We start from the raw sequence: 22,647 nt of genomic DNA on the forward strand, positions 1-22,647 counted from the left end.
TCGCCTTCGCAAAGCCGGTTACAGGATGCAAACGGCCCTTTAGCGAGTTGTTTAACGTGGCTGCAAGCCGACCGGCCAAATCACCACGGGATTTCGCCTTTCTTCTAGGACCGGAGCGTCTCGGCGTCAACGGCCAGTCGTTCACCCACGCCAGTCGCTCACCCATGATCGCCGCCTCTCGACATTCCAGGCCACGGCTTGTATTTCCGCTGCGGCTTCTAGTGTGGCGAATCCGAAATTCGCATCGCGTTGGAGCAGCGCAGTGGGCGAATTTCGGATTCGCCACACTAGCAACCAATGAATTCTAGTGTGCTGGATTTGAAGTTCCTGAGCGCTGTTGCCACCAAAATGGCAGGAACTTCAAATCCACCACACTAGGTGGAAGCGTTCTCGACGGATTTTTGCAATATGAACCAGGCATCGGATCAGGCACGTCCAACGCCCCGCGCGGGGATCATGGACATCGAAGCCTATGTGCCGGGCAAAAGCACGGCGCCGGCCGGCGTTGCCAAGGTCCACAAATTGTCGTCGAACGAGAACCCGCTCGGCCCCTCGCCGAAGGCGATAGAAGCCGCGCGCGACGTCGCGGCCAAACTCGACATATATCCCGACGGCACCGCCAGGCGCCTGCGGGAGGCGATCGCTGAGGTGCATGGCCTCAACCCGGCGAACATCGTCTGTTCCAATGGTTCCGACGAGATTCTCGGCCTGCTTGCGCAGACCTATCTCGCGCCCGGCCATGAAGCTGTGATCACCGAACACGGCTTCATGGTCTACAAGATCTACATCCAGTCGGCAGGTGCTGTCCCGGTGTCGGTCAAGGAAACCAATGAGCGCGCCGACGTCGATGCGATCCTCGCTGCGGTGACGCCGCGTACCAGGATCATCTTCCTCGCCAATCCCAACAACCCGACCGGCACCTATTTGCCGTTCCAGGAGGTGCGCCGCCTGCATGCCAGCCTGCCTCGAAACGTGCTTCTGGTGCTGGATGCAGCCTATGCCGAATATGTCCGCCGCAATGATTATGAAGCCGGCGTCGAGCTGGTGGCTGGCGCGGAAAACGTGGTTATGACCCGCACCTTCTCCAAGCTCGGCCTCGGCGGTGCGCGGATCGGCTGGATGTACGCGCCGATGCATATCATCGACGCGATCAACCGCGTGCGAGGTCCCTTCAACGTCAACGCGACGGCGATCGAGGCCGGCATTGCCGCGATCCGCGACCGCGCCCATGTCGAGCGCAGCGTGGCTCATAACGACACTTGGCTGCGATGGGTGAGCGAGGAGTTGACCAAGCTCGGACTGCGGGTGACGCCGAGCGTCGGCAATTTCGTCCTCATCCACTTTCCCGAGGACAAAAAACATTCGGCGGCGGCTGCGGACGATTACCTCTGTGCGCGCGGCTATATATTGCGGCGCGTTTCCGGCTATGGCTTCCCGAATGCACTGCGCATGAGCATCGGCACCGAAGAGGCCAATCGCGGCGTTGTCGCCGCCCTTGCGGCATTTCTGAAAAGCTGAACCCCGAAAAGCTGAAACAATGACATCACCGATGTTCGAAAAGATCGCGCTGGTCGGCATCGGCCTGATCGGCTCGTCGCTGGCCCGCGTAATCCATCGCGAAGGCCTTGCCGGCCACGTCGCCATCTCGACGCGCAGCGAAGCGACACTGGCGCGGGCGAGGGAACTCGGCCTCGGCTCCTCCTACGCGATGGATGCGAAAGAGGCGGTCCGCGATGCCGACCTGGTCATCGTTTCGGTGCCGGTCGGCTCTTCGGGCGAGGTCGCCGAGGAAATCGCACCGGCGCTGAAGCCGGGCGCGATCCTCACCGATGTCGGCTCGACCAAGGCCTCGGTCATCGCGCAGATGCAGCCGCATGTGCCTGCCGGCGTGCATTTCATTCCCGGCCATCCGCTGGCCGGCACCGAAAAATCGGGCCCGGACGCCGGCTTTGCCGACCTGTTCGAAAACCGCTGGTGCATCTTCACGCCGTTGCCCGGCACCGATCCGGCCGCATTGGAAAAACTCTCGGAATTCTGGCGGCGCTGCGGGTCCAACATCGACACGATGGATCCCCAGCATCACGACATGACGCTGGCGATCGTCTCGCACCTGCCGCACATCATCGCCTATAACATCGTCGGCACCGCCGACGATCTGGAGTCGGTGACCAAGTCGGAGGTGATCAAATATTCGGCTTCCGGGTTTCGCGACTTCACTCGCCTGGCCGCGTCCGACCCGACTATGTGGCGGGATGTCTGCCTGCACAACAAGGATGCCATCCTCGAAATGCTGGCGCGGTTCTCGGAAGATCTGGCCTCGCTGCAGCGGGCGATCCGCTGGGGCGACGGCGAAAAACTGTTCGACCTGTTCACCCGCACCCGCGCCGTCCGCCGCTCGATCATCGAGGCCGGCCAGGACATCGACGTACCGGACTTTGGCCGGCAGGCGGTGGAACATCCGGCCAAGGGATAGGGCATCGGACCAAAAGGGGCACCGGTTTTGGGAAAATCCGATGCTCAAACAAAAAGATAGAGCAGCGGTACGATTCGATTTGAAAGCCCGCCGCTGTCTCAGGCCGGCCAGTGAGCCGCCATCATCGCCAGTGTCTTGGCCCTGTCCGGCGCGCCCAGCCTGCCGCCGAAGCGCAGGCATTTGAGCGCAGCGGCGGCGCTGGCAAAGCGCAATGTCCATTCGATCGGCATCGCCTCCGCCAGCCCGACGGCAAAGGCGCCGTGAAACACGTCGCCGGCGGCAAGCGTATCCACTGCCTTGATCCTTGGCGCCGCGACATGGCGCACGGATCCCACTGAGCGGTCGAACCACCAGCTTCCCGCCGCGCCGCCGGTCACCGCGACAAACGCATCGGTGCGTCTGGCCAGCGCTTCACAGGCCTCTGGCGGGCCTCGCTCCTCGCCGCAGAGGATGAACGCCGCCGGCTCCGACGCGACGATGTGCGAGGCCAGCGGAAACAGCCGTTCCAGCACGTCTCGTGGCGCGGTGTCGGCGTCCAGTATGGCCGGACGGCCGATTGCGCGCGCCGCCGCCAGGGCCAAAGCTGCTGCGCCCGGCCAGCGCACGTCGACCAGGACGGCGTCGAATGCGGTGAGATCCTGGGTGGGTAGCGCCTCGGGGTCGGCCTGGGCGAGCTTGTCATAAAAAGGAACGATGATGCGCTCGCCATGCGTGTCGACCAAGATGGCCGACAGTGCCGACCGCGCGCCGGTGACGCGCCGGACAAAGCTGCAATCGACGCGCTCGGCCCCGATCCCGGCGACCAGCTGATCGCCGACGGGGTCGTCCCCCGCGCTCGCCCACAGCGATACGTCCGCGCCGAGGCGGCGTGCGGCGCAGGCCGCGCTCGAAGCCATGCCCGAGGCGATCTGGACGCCGTCGGACGCGATGAACTTGCCTTGGCGTCTCGGAAGAGCGTCGACGCGAAGGATGGTATCGAGCGTCAGCGCGCCAACGCTCAGGAGCTTCACCGGGCTGTTCATCTATCTTCCTGTTTGACCATGGTCTTTTCCGAACTGGAGGTTCGCAATCATGGTCTAATCCACCGGCTTGATCCTGCCCAGCGGGATAAAACCCAGCGAGGCCTTGCCCTTGACGACCTTGAGGGGCATCGACGGTTCGTTGCCAAGCAGCGCCAGCCCGGCAAAGCCGGTTTTGATCTGGCTCTTCTGCTCCGGGATTGCCTCGCCAAGGATTTCCGCCACCGCCCTTGGGTCGCTGAGCTTGATCATCAGGTCGGCGTCGATCAGCCCGTCGGCATCGACCGACACCGGTCCGGAAACGGTGACGCGCGCGCTCCCCGACGACACATCGAGCCTGCCGATATCCACCGCCTGGCCGCGCAGGCTCTCTGTTTGTGTCTTGATCAGCGCCACGCCGTTCTTCAGCGTCACGTCGCCACTGCCGTCGAGCGGCGGCAGCACGCGGCCATCGATCGCCCCTGGTTCGATTTCGAGATTGGTGAAACTCCCGGAATAGTCGATGTCCTGGCCGTTCGGACGCAGTTGTCCGGCCGCTGTCCCGGCGCTGAACAGCTCGACCGGGTCTGTGCCATCCGCCGGATCGGTTTGGGCTGACAGGCCCTCGGCCTCCAGTGAAACGCGCCGGGGCAGGGGCCAGGACAGTTTGACGGTCGCTCGCAGATTATCCCAGTCGATCCACAGCGGCGCCATCCCCGGCACGGAGGTCCTGAGCGGCCCCCGCAGGTCGGCGCCAGGCGACAGGATCTGGGTGATATGCGTGACGGCGTTGAGGCTGCCGAGCGAGGCTGCGACGTTCCTGTTGTCGTCCTGATAAGCCAGGCTGTCGCAGGAGATGGCGAAGCTCAAGGGATAGCCGCTGACCGTGAGATTGGCGCAATCCGCCTCGATGCCATTGCCGTTGAGCTCGGCCACCGCTCTGTCGGCTTCGCTCTTGACCTTGTCCGCCAGGTAGAACCAGCTGGCGCTGTAGAGGCCGAACAGCACAAGGATGAAAGCGCCAAGCCAGAAGAGGCGGCGGCGAAAATTCGGCGGACGCTCGTCACTTGACGTCATGCTGCGGCTCTCGCTAGCGCGTGTTGCAGAGGGGACTGTCGTTTCCGGCAACATCAGGTAGACGGAGACGGATTGAAAAAACCGATTCCAGTGCGGTGCTGCAACCAGGCTTGGCGATATGGGCGATTTTTGGGTTTTTGGCTACGGTTCGCTGATCTGGCGGCCGGGATTTGCGCATGTCGAGACGCGGCGCGCCCGCCTCCACGGCTACCGCCGCTCGCTGTGCGTCTACTCCTTCGTGCATCGTGGCACGCGCGAACGGCCCGGCCTGGTGCTCGGCCTCGACCGTGGCGGCTCCTGCATCGGGTTGGCTTTCCGCGTTCCCGGCGATCTGCGCAACGAGGTCATCACCTATCTGCGCGAGCGCGAGTTGGTCACCAATGTCTATCGCGAGCGCATGCTTAGCATTCGCCTCGACAATGACGCTACGAACGGCGAGACGGATGGGGGCGAGACGGTCTCGGCCGTCGCCTATGTCGTCGATCGTGCCCACGAGCAATATGCCGGCGCGCTCGATGCTGCCGATGCGGCGACAGTCGTTCGCGGTGCGGTCGGCCAGTCGGGAAGGAACGAGGACTACGTGCTCAGCACGCTGGAGCACCTCGAAGCGCTGGGCATCCGCGACCACTGGCTGGAAGAGGTGGCGAAACGGATCGGGTCGTGATCTTCTTTCGTTGTTTGACCATGATCTCGAAAACCGGTTCCCACTTTTTGCGTCGCAACCCTTCGGTTCGGGATGATGGTCCGGGTTACATCCTGAAAATCTGCTTTCCGAGATCGGCGCGATCCAGGCTGTTTGTCACGGCGAGCTCGAACTCCGCCAGCGGATGGATGCCGCCGACAGGAACATGGAAATCGGGTTGGCCGAAGATGTCGACAATTTCGCGCAACACTGGCCGGTCGGCTTCGACAGGCGGCGAAAAGAAGTAGCGGTAGATATTTGCCCTGATCTCGAGGCCGCTCAGCAGCACGTCGAAATTGTGCAGTTCGAAACGCTCGGTGCTCATGCCGCCATTGATAACCATCTGCCCGCCCATCGCCAGGGTGCGGATCAACTCGCCAGTGACGGGTCCGCCGACATTATCGATGATCCCGTTCAGCTTGGCGCCGTCGGTCATGTCCATGACTGCTTCCCTGATGCCGACCTTCAAACCCGACAGATCGAGGATGGCGGTGGCACCAAGCCGCTTCAGGTCCAGCCTGTCGCGCGATCGTCGCACGAGCGCAATCACGTTGATGCCGCGCCGTTGGGCGAACTGCATCACCATCGTCGAAACCGATGAATAGCCGGCCGTGACGGCCAGCCACTGTCCAGGCTGCACACGGGAATCCGCCAGCAGGTCCCAGGCGGTGATGGGGTTCACCATCTGCCCGGCGCGTTCGACCGGATAGCCGGCGGGCAGCGGGATCAGCCAAGCGACCGGGACGGCCGCATATTCTGCCCAGCTGTTGTAGTAGCTGAATGCGACAAGCGTGCCCGGTTTCAAGGCGACGTTCGCACCCACGGCCTCAACGATACCGGCGCCATGATTTCCGGCGATCTGGTGGGGGAAATGCGGCTTCTTCGGTTCGGGATAGAGGTTCTGGATGAACAGAAAGTCGCCAGGGTTGATCGAGGCGGAGACCATCCTGAGCAGCACCTCACCGTCGCCGATTCGCGGCATGGGCACGTCGCCGAGATAGAGCACGTCCTGCGGCGAGCCGATTGCGTCGAATACAACTGCTTTCATGGTGGTCTCCAATAACGGGCGATCTGGCCATGCAATCTGGACGCGGCCAGATCGCAGGCACCGGTGTTTGCATCGGCGTCGCGGAACCTAAGGCCGCTGGCAAAAATCGGAATTGGCAGATTTGACAATCTATGTGCTAAACTTGCCATAGTTGTTCAAAGGAGCCATCTTGGACAGTCGTCCCGTCCACGCCGTGATCTGGCTGCCGTCGACCTTCTATTCGGCCGTCGCCGCGACGCTTGTCGAAATGTTCGAGTTGGTGAATACCATTCGCGGCGCGCCGGCGATTTCCTTCGAATTCGTGGCACGGCAGGCCGACGCCACGACGACGCCTGGCATTTCCTTTCACACCCGACGCGAACCCTCGCAGCGTATGGACCTGCTGGTCCTGCTGGCCATGCCCGGTATGCAAATCCCGGAGCTTGTTGCCGCGCTGGAGGAAGAGAGCCGCCACGCCGCGCCGCTTATCGCAAGTGCGCAACGAGACGGCGCCATCATCGCCGCGCATTGCGGGGCCGGTTACTTCCTGGCAGACGCCGGTCTTCTCGACCGAAAGCGCGCGACGATCTCCTGGTGGCTGAAGACCGATGCCCAGCGTCGCTTTCCGAAGGTGCGTTGGGACGCTTCACGTGTGCTGATCGGGGACGGACGGATCTACACTTGCGGCGGCGGTTTTTCAGGCCTGGAGCTCGGCAAGGCGCTTCTGCGGGATCTTGGCTTCGCCAGGGAGGAGCGCCTGGTTCGCAAATTGCTGGTGCTGCCGCCGTCGCGGCAGATCCAGACACCCTACGAGTTTCCGCTTACCGATCTGCTGCCTTCGCAAGAGCCGTTCCGCGGCCGGCTCGAAACTTTGTCCAGAAAACAGCTCGGAGCGCTCGACCTTGCCTTCCTTGGTGCGCAACTCGGTCTGTCGCCGCGAACGCTTGCGCGCCGGTTTTCCGATGAATTGCATACCACTCCCGGCCGATGGATCCAAGACCGGCGCCTTGAGGCCGCGAAAACACTTCTTGAAAGCACCAAACTCGGTATTTCGGAAATATGTTACCAGGTCGGATACCGGGACACGGCCTCATTCAGCCGACTTTTCAACCGCGTGGTCGGACTGCCGCCTGGTGAATACCGGCGCCAGAGCCAGTAGACATCGGCTGGAACCTCGAACGCGGCGGATCGCGCCCCCGGATCGCGCCCTTGTGAAGCAGTGGTCCGTCGGAAAGAATGGCCAGGCCTTTGACCTCGGCGCGGTGAGACCTAGGTAAGCGAGGGCTTTTCGCCCGCTCCTTTCCATTCCCCACGGAGATCAGTCTTGCAGAAACGTCGTCTCGGTCAAACCGACCTGTCCATCGCGCCGCTGGTTCTGGGCGGCAACGTCTTCGGCTGGACCGCCGACGAGAAAACCTCTTTCGACCTGCTCGACCGCTTCGTCGGCGCCGGTCTCAACGCCATCGACACCGCCGATTCCTACTCGCGCTGGGTTCCCGGCAACAAGGGCGGCGAATCCGAAACCATCATCGGCAAATGGATGAAGAGCCGCGGCAATCGCGACAAGGTCGTGGTGATCACCAAGGTCGGGTCGGATATGGGGCAGGGCAGGAAAGATCTCTCCGCCGCCTATATCGAAAAGGCCATCGATGCGTCGCTGCAGCGGCTACAGACCGATGTCGTCGATCTCTATCTGTCGCACTGGCCGGACTCGACCACCCCCTACGAGGAAACGCTCGGCGCCTACCAAAAACTGCTCGCCAAGGGCAAGATCCGCCATGTCGGCGCTTCCAATCTCGACGGCGGCCAGTTGCGCGCCGCGCTCGACGTGGCAAGCCTGCGGGGCCTGCCGCGCTATGCGGTGCTGCAGCCGGAATACAATCTCTATGATCGCGCCTCCTTCGATGGGCCGCTGCGCGATCTGTGCATGGCCGAGGATATCGGCGTCATCAGCTATTTCAGCCTCGCCAAAGGGTTTTTGAGCGGCAAATACCGCAGCGAAGCCGATCTCGGCAAAAGCGCGCGTGGCGACGGCGTGAAGGGCTATCTCAACGGGCGCGGCATGCGCATCCTGGCAGCACTCGACGCCGTGTCGACGCGTCACGCGGCCAAGCAGGCGGAAGTGGCGCTCGCCTGGGTGATCGCGCGGCCCGGCGTAACGGCGCCGATCGCCAGCGCCACGACGCTGGACCAGGTCGATAGCCTCGCCCGCGCCGCATCATTGAAGCTCAGTCCGGACGATATCGCTGAGCTCGACAGCGCGAGCGCATAGACGCCAGCGCGAAGCGGCGGCTTGATCAACAGCAGCCAAGGACCGTGCGCGGCCTGCGCCGGAAGGCTCCCTGCACGATCGTTCAAGACGCCCTGGTCTGTCCTGCCATACCATTGCCCGCATCGCGCCTGGATACTGGTATACAGATGTCCGAACTGGTCTTTTCCCATCCGGAACTATGGCAGCAATTGCTCGCACTTGTGCTGGCATCGGCGGTCGTGATGGGTAGTCCGGGGCCGGCGACGATAAGCGTCACCGCCGTTGGCGCCGCCTTCGGTCTGCGCGATTCGCTCCGCTACGCCTCGGGCATCATTCTTGGGACGGTCGCCGTGCTTTTGGTCGTGGCGACGGGCATTACGGCCATCCTTGCCTCTGTGCCGAAGCTTACACCGCTCCTGGCGCTGGCATCCGCAGCCTACATCCTCTACCTCGCCTTCAAGATAGCAACGGCTCCGCCTCTGGCAGCGCGTACCGGCGGGGCGGCACGTCCCACATTCCTCGGCGGGTTTCTTCTGGCCGTCGCCAACCCGAAAGCCTATGTGGCGATTGCCGCCGTATTTGCCGGCACGTCGTCCGCCGGTGAGCTCGATGCAGGGCTCAAGCTGGCGGTCCTCGCTTCGATGATCGTCGCCATCCATGTCCTGTGGCTTCTCGCCGGAGCAGCGTTTGCGCGCTTCCTGCGCAAACCGCTGGCCTCGCGGATCATCAATCTGACGTTCGCGGCGACACTGGTTTTGACAACGGCGCTGGCTGTGATTCCCTAGGGGATACTGCCGACCAAGCAGATGGTTCAGGCCGGGGTATCGGAGCCAAGTTCCCTCAGCCGCTTTACCGCCGTCGGCGGCATTGGCGGCGGGTTTGGCGCCTGGGACGCCTCGATGAGCAGCTGGTCACAGGCGGCTTCCGTCTCGCCGACCAGCCGTTCCATGAATTCCTCCTTGCCCAACCCCGCCGGGATCGGCGGCAGGAAGCGCGCCTTGATCGTGCCGGGATAGCGCAGGAATTTCCGGCGCGGCCAGTAGAGGCCGGCAACATGGGCGACCGGCACCACGGGAATGCCAAGCTGGGTATAGAGCTCGACGATGCCGTATTTATAGGCCGGCTCGTCGCCCGGCGCCCGGCGCGTGCCCTCGGGATAGATGATCAGCTGGCGGGGATTGCGCGCCAGCTCCTGCCTAGTCGCGGCGACCACCGCTTTCAGCGCCTTCGAGCGGCTGCCGCGGTCGACCGGGATCATCCGCATTTTCAAAATGTACCAGCCGAAGAACGGGATCCAGGTCAGTTCCCGCTTCAGGATGTAGATCGGATCTTGCAGGAGGGGGAAGAAGGCGATCGCGTCCCAGAAGGATTGGTGCTTCGGCGCCAGGATGAAGGAACCCTCGGGCAGGTTTTCCTGGCCGGTGATCTCGCTTTTGGTGCCGGCGATCTTGTCATAGAGCCACATGCTGGTGCGCGACCAGAATTTCGGCACAAACCAGGCGCGGTGGCGCGGCGACAGAAAATAGTACGGGGTCCAGAGGACCATCTGGACGATCAGATTGACGTAGAAGACGAGGTTGAACGCCAGCGAGCGAATAAGGAGCATGTGGGAAGTGCCCGGTGAGGAGGTGTGCGTTGGTTACACCAAGCGCGAGCAAAAAGGAAACGATGCGAGATCGATCCGACTTGATGAACCCGCTATCCGTTCGTCAGGCCTGCCACGTCGCTTGCACCAGCCGCTTCTTCAGGCGTGGGGCGGCGAAATCGAGGAACGCGCGCAGTTTCACCGGCAGTAGACCCTGGCCGGCATGCACGAGACTGACCGACCATGGCTGCGGCTCGAATGCCTCCAGCACGGTGCGGAGCGTGCCGGACCGCACCGCAGCAGTGATCTGGTAGGAAAGCACCCTCGTCATCCCGGCGCCGGCAATCGCGGCATCGATCGCCGCTTCCGCGGTGTTGACCCGAAGCCGTGAGCGGATCGGAACAGTGAGGTCGCTCTTGCCGGTGGAAAAAGTCCATGCGGCAGGAGCGGTGAGCCCTTCGAAGGTGACGCAGCTGTGTGCCGCGAGGTCTTTCGGCGTCTTTGGCATGCCGTGCTCGGCCAGATAGGCCGGGCTCGCGCAAACAACGCGCCGGATCGAGCCGATGCGGGTGGCCACCAGGCTCGAGTCGGGAAGCTCGCCGATGCGGACGGCGAGATCGATGTGCTCCTCGGTCAACTGGGTTATCCGGTCGGCGAGCATCAGGCGGATAGCCACGTCGGGGTAGGCGGCAAGGAAGCCGGTGACGACCGGTAGCACATGCAGGCGGCCAAAGACGATCGGCGCGGTGATGATCAGATCGCCCGTCGGGGCGCTGTATTCGCCGGCGGCGGCACGCTCGGCCTCGCCGACCTCGTCGAGAATACGATGGCAGGCAGCGAGGTAGGCGTGACCCGCGTCGGTCAGCGTCAGCTGCCGCGTCGAGCGGTTCAGGAGACGCGTCTTCAGATGCCGCTCCAAGTCGGAGACCTTGCGGCTGACCGTTGCAAGCGGGATGCTAAAACGGCGTCCGGCGGCCGAAAGGCTGCCGGCCTCCACCGCGGCGACGAAAAGCGACATGGCCTCGAGGCGATCCATACTTCTCCCGGAAATTGGAAGGATCAATTGCAAATATGACAGCTACATCCGAATGATGGAAGGGGCCATGTTTTGGCGGCGAAGCTGATCAATGAGAAGGAATGCCGATGCCCCGTATCCCTACGCCCGCGTCCATAGAGGCCGCGCCTGCTGCGTCGCAGCCGATGTTACATGCCGTCGAGAAGCAACTCGGCGTCGTGCCAAACCTCTTCAGGCTTGTTTCCAATAGCCCGGCTGCGCTTGAAGGCTATCTCAGCCTGTCCGGAGCGCTTGCCAAAGGCCGCCTGCCCGCGCCGACGCGCGAGCGCATCGCTCTGGCGGTCGCCGAGATCAATGGCTGCAGCTACTGCCTTTCCGCCCACACCTATCTCGGCAAGAACCTCGCCAAGCTTGACGATGCCGAGATGGTCGCCAATCGCGGCGGCGGGTCCAACGATCCCAAGGCCGCCGCAGCGGTGCGTTTCGCCGCCAAGATTGCGCGCGACCGCGGCCATATCGGTGACGAGGATCTCAGCGCCGTCAGGCTCGCAGGCTACGACGATGCGCAGATCATCGAGATCGTCCAGCATGTCGCTCTCAATGTCTGGACCAACTATGTCAATGAGGTTGCCAGGACGGAGATCGACTTTCCTGTCGTTTCTGCCCGCAAGGCAGTCTGAATTCAGCGACCACTGTGTCGGCTTTTTGGAAAATCCGATGCTCAAACAAAAGAGATAGAGCGGCGGTACGGTTCGACTTGAAAGTCCGCCGCTCTAGCCCATCGCAAGGAGTTCCCATGTCTGAAAGCCGCCCACCGCTACCGCCATTCACCGCCGAGACCGCCGCACAAAAGGCACGCATGGCGGAGGATGCCTGGAACTCCCGTGATCCGGCACGGGTCGCGCTTGCCTACACAATCGACAGCCGCTGGCGCAACCGGGCCGAGTTCCTGCAAGGGCGCGACGCCATCCAGACCTTCCTCACACGCAAATGGGATCGCGAACGCGACTACCGGCTCATCAAGGAGGTCTGGGCGTTCCGCGACAACCGTATCGCCGTGCGTTTCGCTTATGAATGGCACGACGACAGCGGCTCGTGGTTTCGCAGCTACGGCAACGAAAACTGGGAGTTCGATGAGCTTGGATTGATGCGCTTGCGCATCGCCAGCATCAACGATCTGCCGATCCTCGAGGCCGACCGCAAATATCATTGGCCGCTTGGCCGCCGGCCGGACGACCATCCCTCTCTGACGGAACTCGGCCTTTGAAGGAGGCTTTCCATGAATGCTCACGTCTTCACCAGCGATGTCGCCTTTACGCCAACCGTCAAGGCGATCCAGGTCCGCAAAGGCTCACGTGATGCCTATGCGCGTGTCGAGGAGCGTGGCGGCTGGCAAGCCGATATCACGCCCGATCTCGCCGCCTTTATCGAGGCGCAGACCAGCGTCTTCCTGTCGACGGCCAATGGTGAGGGCCAGCCTTATATCCAGCATCGCGGCGGGCCGGCCGGCTTCCTCAAGGTGCTCGACGAGCGGACGATCGGCTTCACGGATTTCTCCGGCAACAGGCAATTCATCACCCAGGGCAATCTGGACGACAACCCCCGCGCATTCCTGTTCCTGATCGACTATGCGCACCGGCAGCGCATCAAGATCTGGGGCAGCGCGCGTGTCGTCGAGGACGATGCCGAACTGATGGCGAAGCTGATGCCGGAAGGCTACAAGGCGCGCCCCGAGCAAATCATCCTGTTCACGGTTTCGGCTTGGGATTCCAATTGCCCGCAGCACATACCACAGCGTTTCGAAGCGGCCGATGTGGCGGCGGCGCTGGCCGAGAGGGAAAAGCGTATCGAATGGCTCGAACAGGAGAACGCGCGTCTGCGTGACGCCTCAAGCGCCACGGTCAAGGAATGATGCCGCTGCCGCTTCCAGATCGGCTCAGTTCGGCGCAGCAGCCTCGGCCAGCGCGACGCCGGTTGGCGTTGGCTTTACCGGCACGATGCCGCGCGCCAGCGCCAGCAGATATTTGTTGTATTCGGTGAACAGCACGCGCAGCGCCCTCGGCTTGGTCAGCCAGCCGCCATTGCCGAGATTGCTGTTGACCACTGGATAGGGCTCGAGCTTGGCCTTGTGCAGCAGCCGGCCCATTTCCAGCAGGCTGCGCGGCATGTGATAGTTGTTGGTGACAAGGATCACGGTGCCATAGGCGTGGTCTTCCACCCACTTGGCACTTTCCTCGGCATTGCCGATCGTATCGAGCGCGGCGCGGTCGATATCGACGCAGCAGGAAAACAATTTCTTGTCGCCGCGGGTCGCGACCTGAAGCTGGCGGCGGCTGGCGGAAGGATGCACGCCGCTGATCAGTAGCCGCTCGCCCTTGCCGGATGCCAGCAGACCCATGGCGGCGTCGAGACGTGAATGGCCGCCGGTCAGCACGATGATGGCATCGGCTTTTGCCGGATTGGTAGGCGTCGCGAGACGGCTGACGGTGTTGGCGAACCAGCCGAAGCCGCCGGCAAACAGCGTTGCCAGCACGAGCAGAAAGAACGCGGAGATGCGCAACGCGCCTGCCAATCGGCTAGGCTTGGCGCGCTCGCGGGAACGCGTAATCACCAAGGGCAACTGTCCAGCCATTCCGGTCGAGTCGCGCGCGTCCATCATCTTTATCGTTAACCCCGAAATGCGGCGTTTAGTAGGTGAAAAAGCACACATTACGTTACGTTAATTCTCTATTCGTGATCACCCCGCGTCCGGTTGGCGGACATCGATGTCGCTGAGATAGGTGACGACGGTGGCATGGGAGGTTGCCGCCGTCAGCGCACCGATGACCAGCACCATGAGGACAACGCCGAGATAGCCTGCCGAACCGATGGCGAAATTGCCGAATAAGGCGGTCGCCTGATCTGCCTCAGGCGTTGCCATGTTGCGCGACGACCACCATGAGAAGACGATGAAGACGAGCACCGCCGCCGCACCCCCGGCGGCTGCACCCTTCATGCCGGTGACCAGAAAGTGGTGGCGGAATTCGCGCGCGATGAAGCGCGCTTCGGCGCCGACGAAATGCAGCACCTCGATGATGTGGCCGTTGCCGGCCATGGCGCCGCGCGTCGCGAACACCACGGTCAGCACGGTTGCCGACAGCATCAGCGCCAGCACGGCGATGCCGATGGTCACCGTGGTGCGGGCCATAGCCACCAGCCGGTCGACCCAGGTGCGATGGTCGTCAAGCGCTGCACTGGGCAGTTTCGGCGTGATCGCGGCGCGCATTGCGGCGAAGTCGGGCGGGTTGTTCTCGTCTATGGTGACGATGATCAGACGCGGCACCGGCAGGTCGTCGATGTTGAGACCCGAGCCGAGCCACGGCTCCAGTAGCCGCGCCGTGGCATCGCGGTCGACGATCCTGGCGCTCTTCACGCCAGGAAATTCGCCAGCGATCTGCGAGGCCTGGGCAAGTGCTGCCTCCATGTCGAGGCCGTCTACCGGCTTGATCTGGATCGTCGCCTCGCGTGAGATCTGGTTCTCCCAGACCGAGGCGGTGTCGCGCACCAGCGTCACCGCGCCGAAGGTCAGGCAGGAGAGGAACGTCATGATGGCGATGACCAGGACCAGAGCCCGGCCGGCGATGTTCTGCGCCGGCACGATCGGCGCCATCTTGCGCTGAACGCGCTGCGTCGTCGCAGCCTTCCCGGCGTGCTGGTCTTCGACATGCTGAACGGAATGGTCAGTCATAGATATCCAGCCTTCCGCCGGCCAGGATCATGCGCCGTGCGTCGACCTGTTCCATCAGGCCGAGGTCGTGGGTTGCGATCACCACCGCGGTGCCCAGTCGGTTGAGTTCGATGAACAGCCGCAACAGGCGCCGCGCCAGCGGCGGATCGACATTGCCGGTCGGCTCGTCGGCAAGCAGGATCTCGGGCTGCTCGATCAGCGCCCTGGCAATTGCGGCACGCTGTTTCTCGCCACCCGACAGCACCGGCGGCAGCACATGCATACGCTCGCCAAGGCCGACCCATTTCAAGAGCTCGGTCACGTCGGTGCGGTAGCTCGCCTCCTCGCGACCGCGGACGCGCAGCGGTAAGGCCACGTTCTCGTAGGTCGTCATGTGGTCGAGCAGGCGAAAGTCCTGGAACACGACGCCGATGCGCCGCCGCAGATGCGGCAGCTCGGTGCGCGAGATGCGCGAGCGGTCCTTGCCGAAGATGGTGATCAGTCCGCGCGTCGGCTTGAGCGACATGAACAAAAGCCGCAGCAGCGTCGTCTTGCCGGCGCCCGAAGGGCCGCTCAGGAACTGGAAGGAGCGCTCCGGTATGTGCAAGGAAATGTCGCGGAGGATTTCCGGACCCATGCCATAGCGGAGGCCGACATTTTCGAAGCGGATCACGTTCGACGACCTGAAACTTGCGGCGGCGACGAGCCAGCCTTCTCTGAGAAAAGACCATCGGCCGGCATGGTTAACCGGCGGTTAATTCTGAGGTTTTTTGGGCGCGTCACAGGGGTACCGATGGGGAAGCGTTAACCATTTCCGTTTACGCAAAAGAAACGAAGAGCGAACAAGTTCCGTAGTGCTGGGGCCATGATGGCTGAGGATCGAACCGCGCGCCCGGTTTCCGGCGAAATCATGGCCGACACGGCCGCGCCGGAACGCATCATGCGTGATCCGGCCGACGACATCGTCGATGCCGACTACGAGGTGCTGCCGCGCCGCACCGCCAGCATGGACCCTTCACCGCCGCTTTCGCGCGTGATCGCCACGCCATCGCTCGAAGGCATGGACATGCTGCGCAAGCCGAAAGCCGCGATGGAACGGCTGCGGGCGCGCGGCGGCCCGATCTTCTGGATCGCCGGCCTCAGTGCCGTGTTTGCAGCCTTCTGGGTCTCGGGCGGGCACGCGCTGGTGCGCCAGGCGCCGCTTCTTCTTGCGGCACAGGAAGCGGGCGCTGCACTCACCATTTCAGGCGTTACGTCGCGTATCGATGCGTCCGGGCCGAAACCTGTCCTGTTCGTCGGTGGCGAGGCCGCGAATGACGGCGCCAGTCCGTCGCCGTTGCCGCCGCTGGAAATCCGGGTCACCGGCAATGACAGGCGCACAACCCGCTATACGCTGGAGACATTCAACCGTTTGCTGGCGCCCGGCGCAAGATTTGGCTTTTCGAGCCGGCTCGACATGCCTAGAAATGGGGTCAGGACCGTCTCGGTCACCTTCGCCAACTAGGGCGATCATTTCTGGAAGGCTGCCAATGCCAGTCGTGCGCGGCAAGGATATCGAGGTTCTGTTTTCGGCGTCGGCGATTGCCCGCCGCAATTTGGAGCTCGCCAAGGAGATTGCCGGACACGACTATCAGGACCTTCTGGTGATTTCGGTGCTGAAAGGATCGTTCATTTTCGCTGCCGATCTCATCCGCGCCATGCACGATGTCGGCCTGTCGCCCGAGGTCGAATTCATCTTCATCTCCAGCTACGGCGCCGGCACCACCAGCGGCGAGGTTAGGGTGCTGCGCGACATCGACAATGAGGTCGCCGGCCGCGACGTGCTGTTGATCGACGACATCCTCGAATCCGGCAAGACGCTGTCCTTCACCCGCGACCTGATGCTGTCGCGTGGCGCCAAAAGCTGCGCCATCGCCGTGCTGCTCGACAAGCGCATGCGGCGCCAGACCGCGCTCATCGCCGACTATGTCGGCTTCGACTGCCCCGACTATTTCGTCGTCGGCTACGGCATGGATGTCGCCCACGCCTTTCGCGAACTGCCGTTTGTAGGCGTCGTCAAGGGCGACGCCTAGGGTGTGCTGATATTCAGGTGAGGCCAGCCTGCAAACAGCGGCTTCCTGCGCTTACTACAGCGCCGCGCGCCTTCTTGGGCGCGCAAAGGACGCTGTAGAACTCTGATTTTGCGCATGACCTTTCCGAAATCAAATTCGATTTCGAAATCATGCGCGGGCTCACGTACCAAAAGTACGCTCCGCTCCGGTTCTCGGAAGCCCCTGTTTTCGACTCGGCCTGACCTGAATCTCAACACACCTTGGTGCTCGATCCGTGCGCTGGGCTTGAAATCGCTGTATGCAATTCTTCGATGCGGCGCGCTCCGGATTTTCTCCCTGACTGCGGTTGCGGTTCAGAAAAAGTCAACTTTTCCACGGCAACATTCCGCTATGGCAAAGCTCCTGATCGTCGAGGACGATGAATCCGTCCGCACCCTCGCCGCCCGCGCGCTCGAACGCGCCGGGCATATGATCGACATCGCCGCCGACGGCGCGCAAGGGCTTGCCCTGATCCGCGCAGCACGTGGCGGCTACGACCTTATCGTCTCCGATATCCGCATGCCGGAGATGGACGGCATCCAAATGGCCAAGGCGGCGGCGTCGCTTTTCCCGGCGATGAAGATCTTGCTGATGACCGGCTATGCCGACCAGCGCGAACGCGCCGAGGAATTGAACGGCGTCATTGTGGATGTCGTGCAGAAGCCGTTCACGCTGGCCGAAATCCGCGCGCGTGTCGAACAGGCGCTCGCCTGTTTTGCCTAAAGCGCGTCGCGTCTGAAGGGATTCATGCGACGCTTTAAGTTCTTGTTTTTATGCATGTCGTCGTCCCAAACCGCTGCGCACTTTTGGGCGACATGCATTAGAATCCAAGCCTAATCGCGGTCAGGCGGGATCGCAGGTCGCCGCGATTGCCGGCCCGCTGCTCCGGCGCCGGCTGGCATGGAGCGCGAACAGACCGGCGCCGATGATGAGGACGGCGCCGACGACGGTGGTCGATCGCGGCACTTCGGCAAAGAACAGGAAACCCCACAGCGGCGACCAGATGATGCCGGTGTATTCGAAGGTGGCGACGCTGTTGGCGGGCGCCAGCCGGTAGGCTTGCGACAACAGGATCATCCCGGCCGAAGCGACGAAGCCGCAGGCGGCCATCGTCAGAAAATCGATCGGCGTCGGCCAGATCCATGGCCTGACCAGGAATTCGAGGCTCGGATGCGTGGGGTGAGCTATTCCTGCCAGCCAGAACAGCCCGGCCACCGCTGCAGCGCCCAGGAGATAGACGCCGTTTTGATAGAACGCCATGACCGTGGATGATTCGGTGTCACCGATCTTGCGGGCCATCAACTGCGAAAAACCGTACAGAACCGCCGAGGCCAGCGACAGCAGCGCCGCCCAGTCGAACAGCCCGGCACCGGGCCGCAGCATCACCAGCACGCCCAGCATTCCGACCATGACGGTGACCAGTGTCTGCCACGCCACCCGTTCGCCGAGATAAGGGCCGGCAAGCGCCATGATGAACAGCGGCGCCATGAAATAGAGCGCCACCGCGTCGGCAAGCGGCAGGGCGGCGATCGCCAGGTAGTAGACCGTGTAAGAGGTGAACAGGATGAAGGCGCGCATCGTCAGCATGCGAAACCGCTTCGAAAAGATCGCGCTGAGCCCGACATCGGCATGAACAAGCACGAGAAGAATGGGCAGGGCGACGATCGAGCGGATCGCCATCACCTCGGTCACCGGATAAGTGCTCGATACGGCCTTGATCACCGGGTCCTGGAGCGAGAACACCAGAACGCCGAGGCAAAGGCTTGCCATGCCGAAAACGAACCGGTTCTGCATGTCGTTGAACGGCTCCTTGCGTGTGCGGCCCGAGAGCCGGCCTGGTTTGGTTATGCATGTCGCTGTCCCAAAACCGCTGCGCACTTTTGGACGACATGCATCAAAAAGAACCCGCCACCGTTTCGGGCAGCGGGTACGAGTGAGGACTCTAGATTGGTCCGCGGCCGATTTCGCAGCCGCATATCCAATGGGTGAGGTGACTATTATCCGCCGTTTGACATGTTGCAAACGAATTGGAATGATGCCAGCAATCATATTTTCTTATGGCGGACAAATGAAGCCCACGCTCGACAGCGATCTGCTGCGCACCTTCGTCGCGGTCGCCGACACCGGCAATTTCAGCAAGGCAGCGGAGCAGGCCGGCCGTACCCAATCGGCGGTTTCGATGCAGATGAAGAAGCTCGAAAATGTGGTCGGCGACAGCCTGTTCGAGCGCGGCTCGCGTGGTGTGGCGCTGACGCGCCGCGGCGGCGAACTCATCGTCAACGCCCGCCGGATCGTATCGCTGCTGGACGAGACGGCGGCATCGATGGTCGCGGCGCCGCTTGGCGGGCCGGTGCGCATCGGCATCCCGGAGGAATATGGCCACGCGATCCTGTCGCGCGCGCTCGGCGCCTTTGCCAAGCGCCATCTTCAGGTCGACATTACCGTCCGCTACGCGCATTCCGGTGCGCAGATCGCGGCGCTCGCCGCCGGCGAGCTCGATCTGGCGGTGGTGTTCGAATGGCAGGATCTCTCCGGCGGTGAGGTGCTGATGCATGACCCGACCGTATGGGTGACGTCGGAGCTGCATCACATGCATGAGGAGCGGCCGGTGCCGATCGCGCTCTACAACCGTGCCGGCTGGTGCAAGGATTTCGCCATCAAGTCGCTGGAACAGCGCGGTCTCGCCTATCGTGTCGCCTATACCAGCGACACCAATGGCGGCCTGCGGCTCGCCGTCACCTCCGGGCTGGCGATTGCGCCGATCTCGCGCAGCAACATCCCGGCCGCCTGCCGCGAACTTACGGCCGCCGATGGGTTCGGCGACATCGATTCCTCGAACGTGGTGCTGCGGCGCAATCCGAACGCCTCCGGCGAGGCCATCGACGGCATGCAAGAGGCGATTCGAGAGGCGTTCACCGACCGCTAGAGCAGGGCAGCTTTACTTCAGCTCCAGCAGCCGCTCCAGATAGCTGCGCTCGATGTCGGGGCTGAGCGCGTTGCCGAGCCGCTTGCGGATCGCTTCGAGGATCTGGCGGGCGCGCTGCACATCGATCTCGTCCGGCACCTTCACCGAATCGCCGAAATCGGGACCTTCGGTGGCGCGCGGCCGGCCGAGCGGATCGCGGTCGGCGTTCTGCTGGCGGCCGCCCCGCTCGCCTTCGCCCTCGTCGCCCTGCATGGCCTGCAATTGCTTCATCATGTCCTTGGCGCCCTTGCGCAACGCTTCCAGCGCGCGGCCCTGGTGACCGACGGCCTGGTCGCCATCGCTGTCGCCAAGCGCCTGTTCGGCGTTGCCCATGGACTTGCCGGCCTCGCCAAACCCTTCGTTGGGCTCGAGACCCATGCCTTCGAGGCCTTTTCTCAGCTGCTCGAGGTCGCCTTGCAGCTTGCCCTGGCCTTCCTGCAACCGCTTCAGCGCGTCGGCGAATTCCTGCGGCGTCATCGGGTTCGGCCGGCCGAGCGGATCGCGGTCTTCACCTGGGCCGGGCTGCTCGCCCTGTTCGCCCATTTGGCCCTGCTCACCATTCTCGCCGAGCTGCTCTTCGCGATTCTGCCCGCGCTGTTGCTGGCCGCGCTGCATCTGGTCCAAGCGGAAGGTCTCGTTCATCATCTCCTGCTGGCGCCGCATGATCTCGCCGAGCTTGTCCATCTGCTGGCGCATTTCGCTGTTCTGCTGGCCGCCCTGCTGCTGACGTCCGGCCTGCAGATTGTTCATCATGTCCTGCAGCTGCGAAAGCAATTGCTGCGCGCTGTCGCGATCGCCTGATTTCGCCAGGTTTTCGATCTGGTCCATCATGCGTTCGATGTCGCTCTGGCGCAGTTCCTGGCCATTCTGCTGCATTTGCGGCGCGTTCGGATTCTGCTGCGCACGCTGGGCGAATTCCTGCAGGAACTGGTTCATCGCCTCGCGCAGTTCCTTCATCGCCTTGTCGATTTCCTCGTCGCTGGCGCCGTTCTTGATCGCGTCCTGCAGCGCCTGCTGAGCCTGGCGCAGCCGCCTCTCGGCCTCCGAAAGATTGCCTTCCTCGATGCCGAGCGCGATCTCCCACAGATAGGCGACCTCGTCGCGCAACTTGTCGTCGTTGTCGGCCATCTTCAACCGGGTGCGGGCGCTCATGATGGCGAGGTAGTGCGCCATGTTGTCGAACGTGTCTTCGGGCCTGAGCGTGATCGCGTCCATCAGGTCGAGCACGCGGCTCTTGGCGTTGGCGTCGAGCGCCAGCACGCGGCGCTGCTCGATCACGGCCCTCGCCAGCGGGTTGGAGAAAGGCCGCTCCGGCATCACCAGCGTCTTGGTTTCGCTGGTTGCCGTATGTCCGGCATCGTCGGTGGCGACAAGCCTGAGCTCGATGTTGCCGCCGGCCCAGACATGCTCGGTCAGGTCCTTGGTGGTCTTGGCGGCATTCCCCTTGGCGCCGCGGCGCGGCAGCGTCAGCGGCATTTCGGGCGGGCCATAGAGCGGATGCGCATTCGGCGCCGGCGGGTCGGCCAATACGAAATCCGCCTTGGCGGAGGCTGCGCCATAGTCGTCGTCGATCTGGTAGTTGAGTTCGAAGGAGCCATTGACGGCGCGTTTCGGCTCGCCGACGAAGCGGATCTGCGGCGGCTTGTCAGGGATCACCGCGAAGGCCCAGTTGCCGAGTTCGTCATTGCCCGAGTTCAGCGTCAGCGTGCCGTTGGCCGTCAGCTTTCCGGTGAACTGGCGCACCGTGGAGGGCGTTGCCGTGGAGGGCGTTGCCGCCGCCGGCTTGGCCGCGTCGGCCTGCTGCCCGGCCGGCTCGATGGTGCGGGCGTTGCCGTCGGCGTCGGCGTAGCTCAGCGTTTCCTCGCCCGAACCGCCGGTGACGCGTAGCGACACATCGCTGCCTTCCGGAACGGTGAAGGTGGACGCAGCCTGATTGCCATTGTTGGCGAGGGCTGGGTTGGCGAGGGCTGGGGAAGTGAGGAAGACCGGCGGCCTGCCGGTGTAGGCCGGCGGCGTCACCCAGGCGTCGATGCGCGGCGGCACGGCGTCGCGCGCCGCGTGGGCACTGAACCCGTCTGCGATGCGGCCGCCCGACGGTCCGAAGGAGAAGGCAAAGGCGGTGACCAACAAAAGCGCCGCCACGGCGCGCAGCCCCCACGGGTCGCGCTCCGGCACCCGGGTGCGCGGCAGGTCGCCACCGAGGTCGCCGAGTTTTTCGGCCATGCGTTTCTGGTGCTCGCGCCACAGCGCTTGCGAAAATATGCTTTCCCTGCCGCTCGGCCGGTCGGTCTGCACCAGCACCGGGCTGTGCAGCAACTGGTTGGCCGCCTCGATGCGCCGGTCGATCTCGGCGCTGGTCGGCATCCGGAAGAAACGCAGGGGATAGAGTGCTGCAACGGCTGCGATGCCGAACACTGCCACGAGTCCGACGCGCGCAGTGTCGGGCAGCAGAAGGAAGAGGCCGAGCCACGAGACGCTGAGGAACAGGCTGGCGACGATGACCAGCGGCAGCAGCAACGGCCAGCCACGCTCGACCGTCATCGAGACCCGCGTCGCCAGCCTGCTCAGGGCAAGGCGCCCGGCCAGGCTGCGATCGCTGGTGAAGGTGGGTCGTTGCGTCATCGGCCCTTCCTGTTCGGGCGGGATAACCCGAACCTCACAAACGTATCGCACCGGTCCGAAAATCGGATGCGAAGGACTCAAAGTCTTAGATGCACGTCACTCGAAGCATATCAACAAACACGGCGAAGGCGAGGCGGTTCCCGAAAACGTGAACAG

The 22,647-nt window shown here is 63.3% G+C and carries 23 protein-coding genes and 1 riboswitch; of the genes, 13 read left to right on the forward strand and 10 right to left on the reverse strand.

All coding sequences use genetic code 11. The features are described from left to right. Positions 1–19 precede the first annotated feature (19 nt). A riboswitch (SAM riboswitch) is annotated at positions 20–97 on the reverse strand. A gap of 311 nt (positions 98–408) precedes the next feature. Together hisC and AC0L3L_RS06110 are read left to right on the forward strand one after the other, a co-directional pair. Beyond that, entirely contained in the window at positions 409–1,518 is a 1,110-nt protein-coding gene (gene hisC, locus AC0L3L_RS06105) for a histidinol-phosphate transaminase (protein ID WP_473636920.1), read from the forward strand. 19 nt (positions 1,519–1,537) lie between these two features. After that, a complete protein-coding gene (locus AC0L3L_RS06110; protein ID WP_473636921.1) occupies positions 1,538–2,473 on the forward strand; it encodes a prephenate/arogenate dehydrogenase family protein in 936 nt (311 codons plus the stop codon). A gap of 98 nt (positions 2,474–2,571) precedes the next feature. On the opposite strand, the gene AC0L3L_RS06115 is transcribed toward AC0L3L_RS06110, so the two are convergent. Together AC0L3L_RS06115 and AC0L3L_RS06120 are read right to left on the reverse strand one after the other, a co-directional pair. Next, positions 2,572–3,495, reverse strand: coding sequence for a PfkB family carbohydrate kinase (locus tag AC0L3L_RS06115; RefSeq protein WP_473636922.1), 924 nt, complete (start codon positions 3,493–3,495; stop codon positions 2,572–2,574). Between the two features lie 54 nt (positions 3,496–3,549). After that, positions 3,550–4,548, reverse strand: a complete 999-nt coding sequence (locus tag AC0L3L_RS06120) for a DUF2125 domain-containing protein (protein WP_473636923.1) — start codon at positions 4,546–4,548, stop codon at positions 3,550–3,552. 118 nt (positions 4,549–4,666) lie between these two features. Between AC0L3L_RS06120 and AC0L3L_RS06125 the strand changes: the two genes are divergently transcribed. Continuing rightward, the gene (locus AC0L3L_RS06125) at positions 4,667–5,212 is read left to right on the forward strand and encodes a gamma-glutamylcyclotransferase (protein ID WP_473529027.1); all 546 of its coding nucleotides are present in this window, start codon (positions 4,667–4,669) and stop codon (positions 5,210–5,212) included. Between the two features lie 85 nt (positions 5,213–5,297). On the opposite strand, the gene AC0L3L_RS06130 is transcribed toward AC0L3L_RS06125, so the two are convergent. Beyond that, positions 5,298–6,278, reverse strand: a complete 981-nt coding sequence (locus AC0L3L_RS06130; protein WP_473529026.1) for a quinone oxidoreductase family protein — start codon at positions 6,276–6,278, stop codon at positions 5,298–5,300. A 169-nt stretch (positions 6,279–6,447) separates the two neighbouring features. On the opposite strand from AC0L3L_RS06130, the gene AC0L3L_RS06135 reads away from it, so the two are divergent. From AC0L3L_RS06135 to AC0L3L_RS06145, 3 genes are all read left to right on the forward strand, one after another. Beyond that, positions 6,448–7,416: a GlxA family transcriptional regulator gene (locus tag AC0L3L_RS06135; protein WP_473636924.1), complete on the forward strand. Its 969-nt coding sequence runs from the start codon at positions 6,448–6,450 to the stop codon at positions 7,414–7,416. Between the two features lie 165 nt (positions 7,417–7,581). Beyond that, on the forward strand, positions 7,582–8,529 hold the full coding sequence (locus AC0L3L_RS06140) for an aldo/keto reductase (RefSeq protein WP_473636925.1): 948 nt from the start codon (positions 7,582–7,584) through the stop codon (positions 8,527–8,529). A gap of 146 nt (positions 8,530–8,675) precedes the next feature. After that, complete coding sequence (locus AC0L3L_RS06145; RefSeq protein ID WP_473636926.1) at positions 8,676–9,293, forward strand: LysE family translocator; 618 nt, start codon at positions 8,676–8,678, stop codon at positions 9,291–9,293. A gap of 26 nt (positions 9,294–9,319) precedes the next feature. On the opposite strand, the gene AC0L3L_RS06150 is transcribed toward AC0L3L_RS06145, so the two are convergent. After that, positions 9,320–10,114 (reverse strand): lysophospholipid acyltransferase family protein, encoded by a 795-nt coding sequence (locus tag AC0L3L_RS06150; RefSeq protein ID WP_473636927.1) that lies wholly within the window; start codon positions 10,112–10,114, stop codon positions 9,320–9,322. 103 nt (positions 10,115–10,217) lie between these two features. Beyond that, a complete protein-coding gene (locus AC0L3L_RS06155) occupies positions 10,218–11,129 on the reverse strand; it encodes a LysR family transcriptional regulator (RefSeq protein WP_123148629.1) in 912 nt (303 codons plus the stop codon). Positions 11,130–11,236: 107 nt separating this feature from the next. Here AC0L3L_RS06155 and AC0L3L_RS06160 point away from each other — a divergent pair, with 107 nt between their 5' ends. The 3 genes from AC0L3L_RS06160 to AC0L3L_RS06170 all read left to right on the forward strand — a co-directional run bounded on the left by AC0L3L_RS06160 (position 11,237) and on the right by AC0L3L_RS06170 (position 13,020). Next, a complete protein-coding gene (locus AC0L3L_RS06160) occupies positions 11,237–11,788 on the forward strand; it encodes a carboxymuconolactone decarboxylase family protein (RefSeq protein WP_473636928.1) in 552 nt (183 codons plus the stop codon). A 116-nt stretch (positions 11,789–11,904) separates the two neighbouring features. Continuing rightward, entirely contained in the window at positions 11,905–12,375 is a 471-nt protein-coding gene (locus tag AC0L3L_RS06165) for a nuclear transport factor 2 family protein (protein ID WP_473636929.1), read from the forward strand. Between the two features lie 12 nt (positions 12,376–12,387). Then, positions 12,388–13,020 carry a pyridoxamine 5'-phosphate oxidase family protein gene (locus AC0L3L_RS06170; protein ID WP_473636930.1) on the forward strand — a complete coding sequence of 211 codons (633 nt, stop codon included), beginning with the start codon at positions 12,388–12,390 and terminating at the stop codon, positions 13,018–13,020. A 24-nt stretch (positions 13,021–13,044) separates the two neighbouring features. On the opposite strand, the gene AC0L3L_RS06175 is transcribed toward AC0L3L_RS06170, so the two are convergent. The 3 genes from AC0L3L_RS06175 to ftsE all read right to left on the reverse strand — a co-directional run bounded on the left by AC0L3L_RS06175 (position 13,045) and on the right by ftsE (position 15,487). After that, a complete protein-coding gene (locus tag AC0L3L_RS06175; protein ID WP_123148632.1) occupies positions 13,045–13,767 on the reverse strand; it encodes a YdcF family protein in 723 nt (240 codons plus the stop codon). Positions 13,768–13,845: 78 nt separating this feature from the next. Next, entirely contained in the window at positions 13,846–14,835 is a 990-nt protein-coding gene (locus AC0L3L_RS06180; protein WP_123148633.1) for a cell division protein FtsX, read from the reverse strand. Further along, complete coding sequence (gene ftsE / locus AC0L3L_RS06185; protein ID WP_010911739.1) at positions 14,828–15,487, reverse strand: cell division ATP-binding protein FtsE; 660 nt, start codon at positions 15,485–15,487, stop codon at positions 14,828–14,830. Before ftsE ends, AC0L3L_RS06180 begins: the two co-directional genes overlap by 8 nt. 192 nt (positions 15,488–15,679) lie before the next feature. Here ftsE and AC0L3L_RS06190 point away from each other — a divergent pair, with 192 nt between their 5' ends. The 3 genes from AC0L3L_RS06190 (at position 15,680) to AC0L3L_RS06200 (ending at position 17,627) form a co-directional block, all read left to right on the forward strand. Continuing rightward, positions 15,680–16,318: a hypothetical protein gene (locus AC0L3L_RS06190; RefSeq protein WP_473636931.1), complete on the forward strand. Its 639-nt coding sequence runs from the start codon at positions 15,680–15,682 to the stop codon at positions 16,316–16,318. 25 nt (positions 16,319–16,343) lie between these two features. After that, complete coding sequence (gene hpt / locus AC0L3L_RS06195; protein ID WP_123148635.1) at positions 16,344–16,886, forward strand: hypoxanthine phosphoribosyltransferase; 543 nt, start codon at positions 16,344–16,346, stop codon at positions 16,884–16,886. Between the two features lie 369 nt (positions 16,887–17,255). Beyond that, positions 17,256–17,627: a response regulator gene (locus tag AC0L3L_RS06200; protein WP_473636932.1), complete on the forward strand. Its 372-nt coding sequence runs from the start codon at positions 17,256–17,258 to the stop codon at positions 17,625–17,627. A gap of 120 nt (positions 17,628–17,747) precedes the next feature. On the opposite strand, the gene AC0L3L_RS06205 is transcribed toward AC0L3L_RS06200, so the two are convergent. After that, positions 17,748–18,698, reverse strand: a complete 951-nt coding sequence (locus AC0L3L_RS06205) for a DMT family transporter (RefSeq protein ID WP_473636933.1) — start codon at positions 18,696–18,698, stop codon at positions 17,748–17,750. A 274-nt stretch (positions 18,699–18,972) separates the two neighbouring features. Here AC0L3L_RS06205 and AC0L3L_RS06210 point away from each other — a divergent pair, with 274 nt between their 5' ends. Next, the gene (locus AC0L3L_RS06210; protein WP_473636934.1) at positions 18,973–19,830 is read left to right on the forward strand and encodes a LysR family transcriptional regulator; all 858 of its coding nucleotides are present in this window, start codon (positions 18,973–18,975) and stop codon (positions 19,828–19,830) included. A 12-nt stretch (positions 19,831–19,842) separates the two neighbouring features. Here AC0L3L_RS06210 and AC0L3L_RS06215 read toward each other — a convergent pair whose 3' ends face one another. Next, positions 19,843–22,491, reverse strand: coding sequence for a TIGR02302 family protein (locus AC0L3L_RS06215; protein WP_473636935.1), 2,649 nt, complete (start codon positions 22,489–22,491; stop codon positions 19,843–19,845). Positions 22,492–22,647 lie beyond the last annotated feature (156 nt).

This window comes from Mesorhizobium sp. WSM4849 (assembly GCF_055811385.1).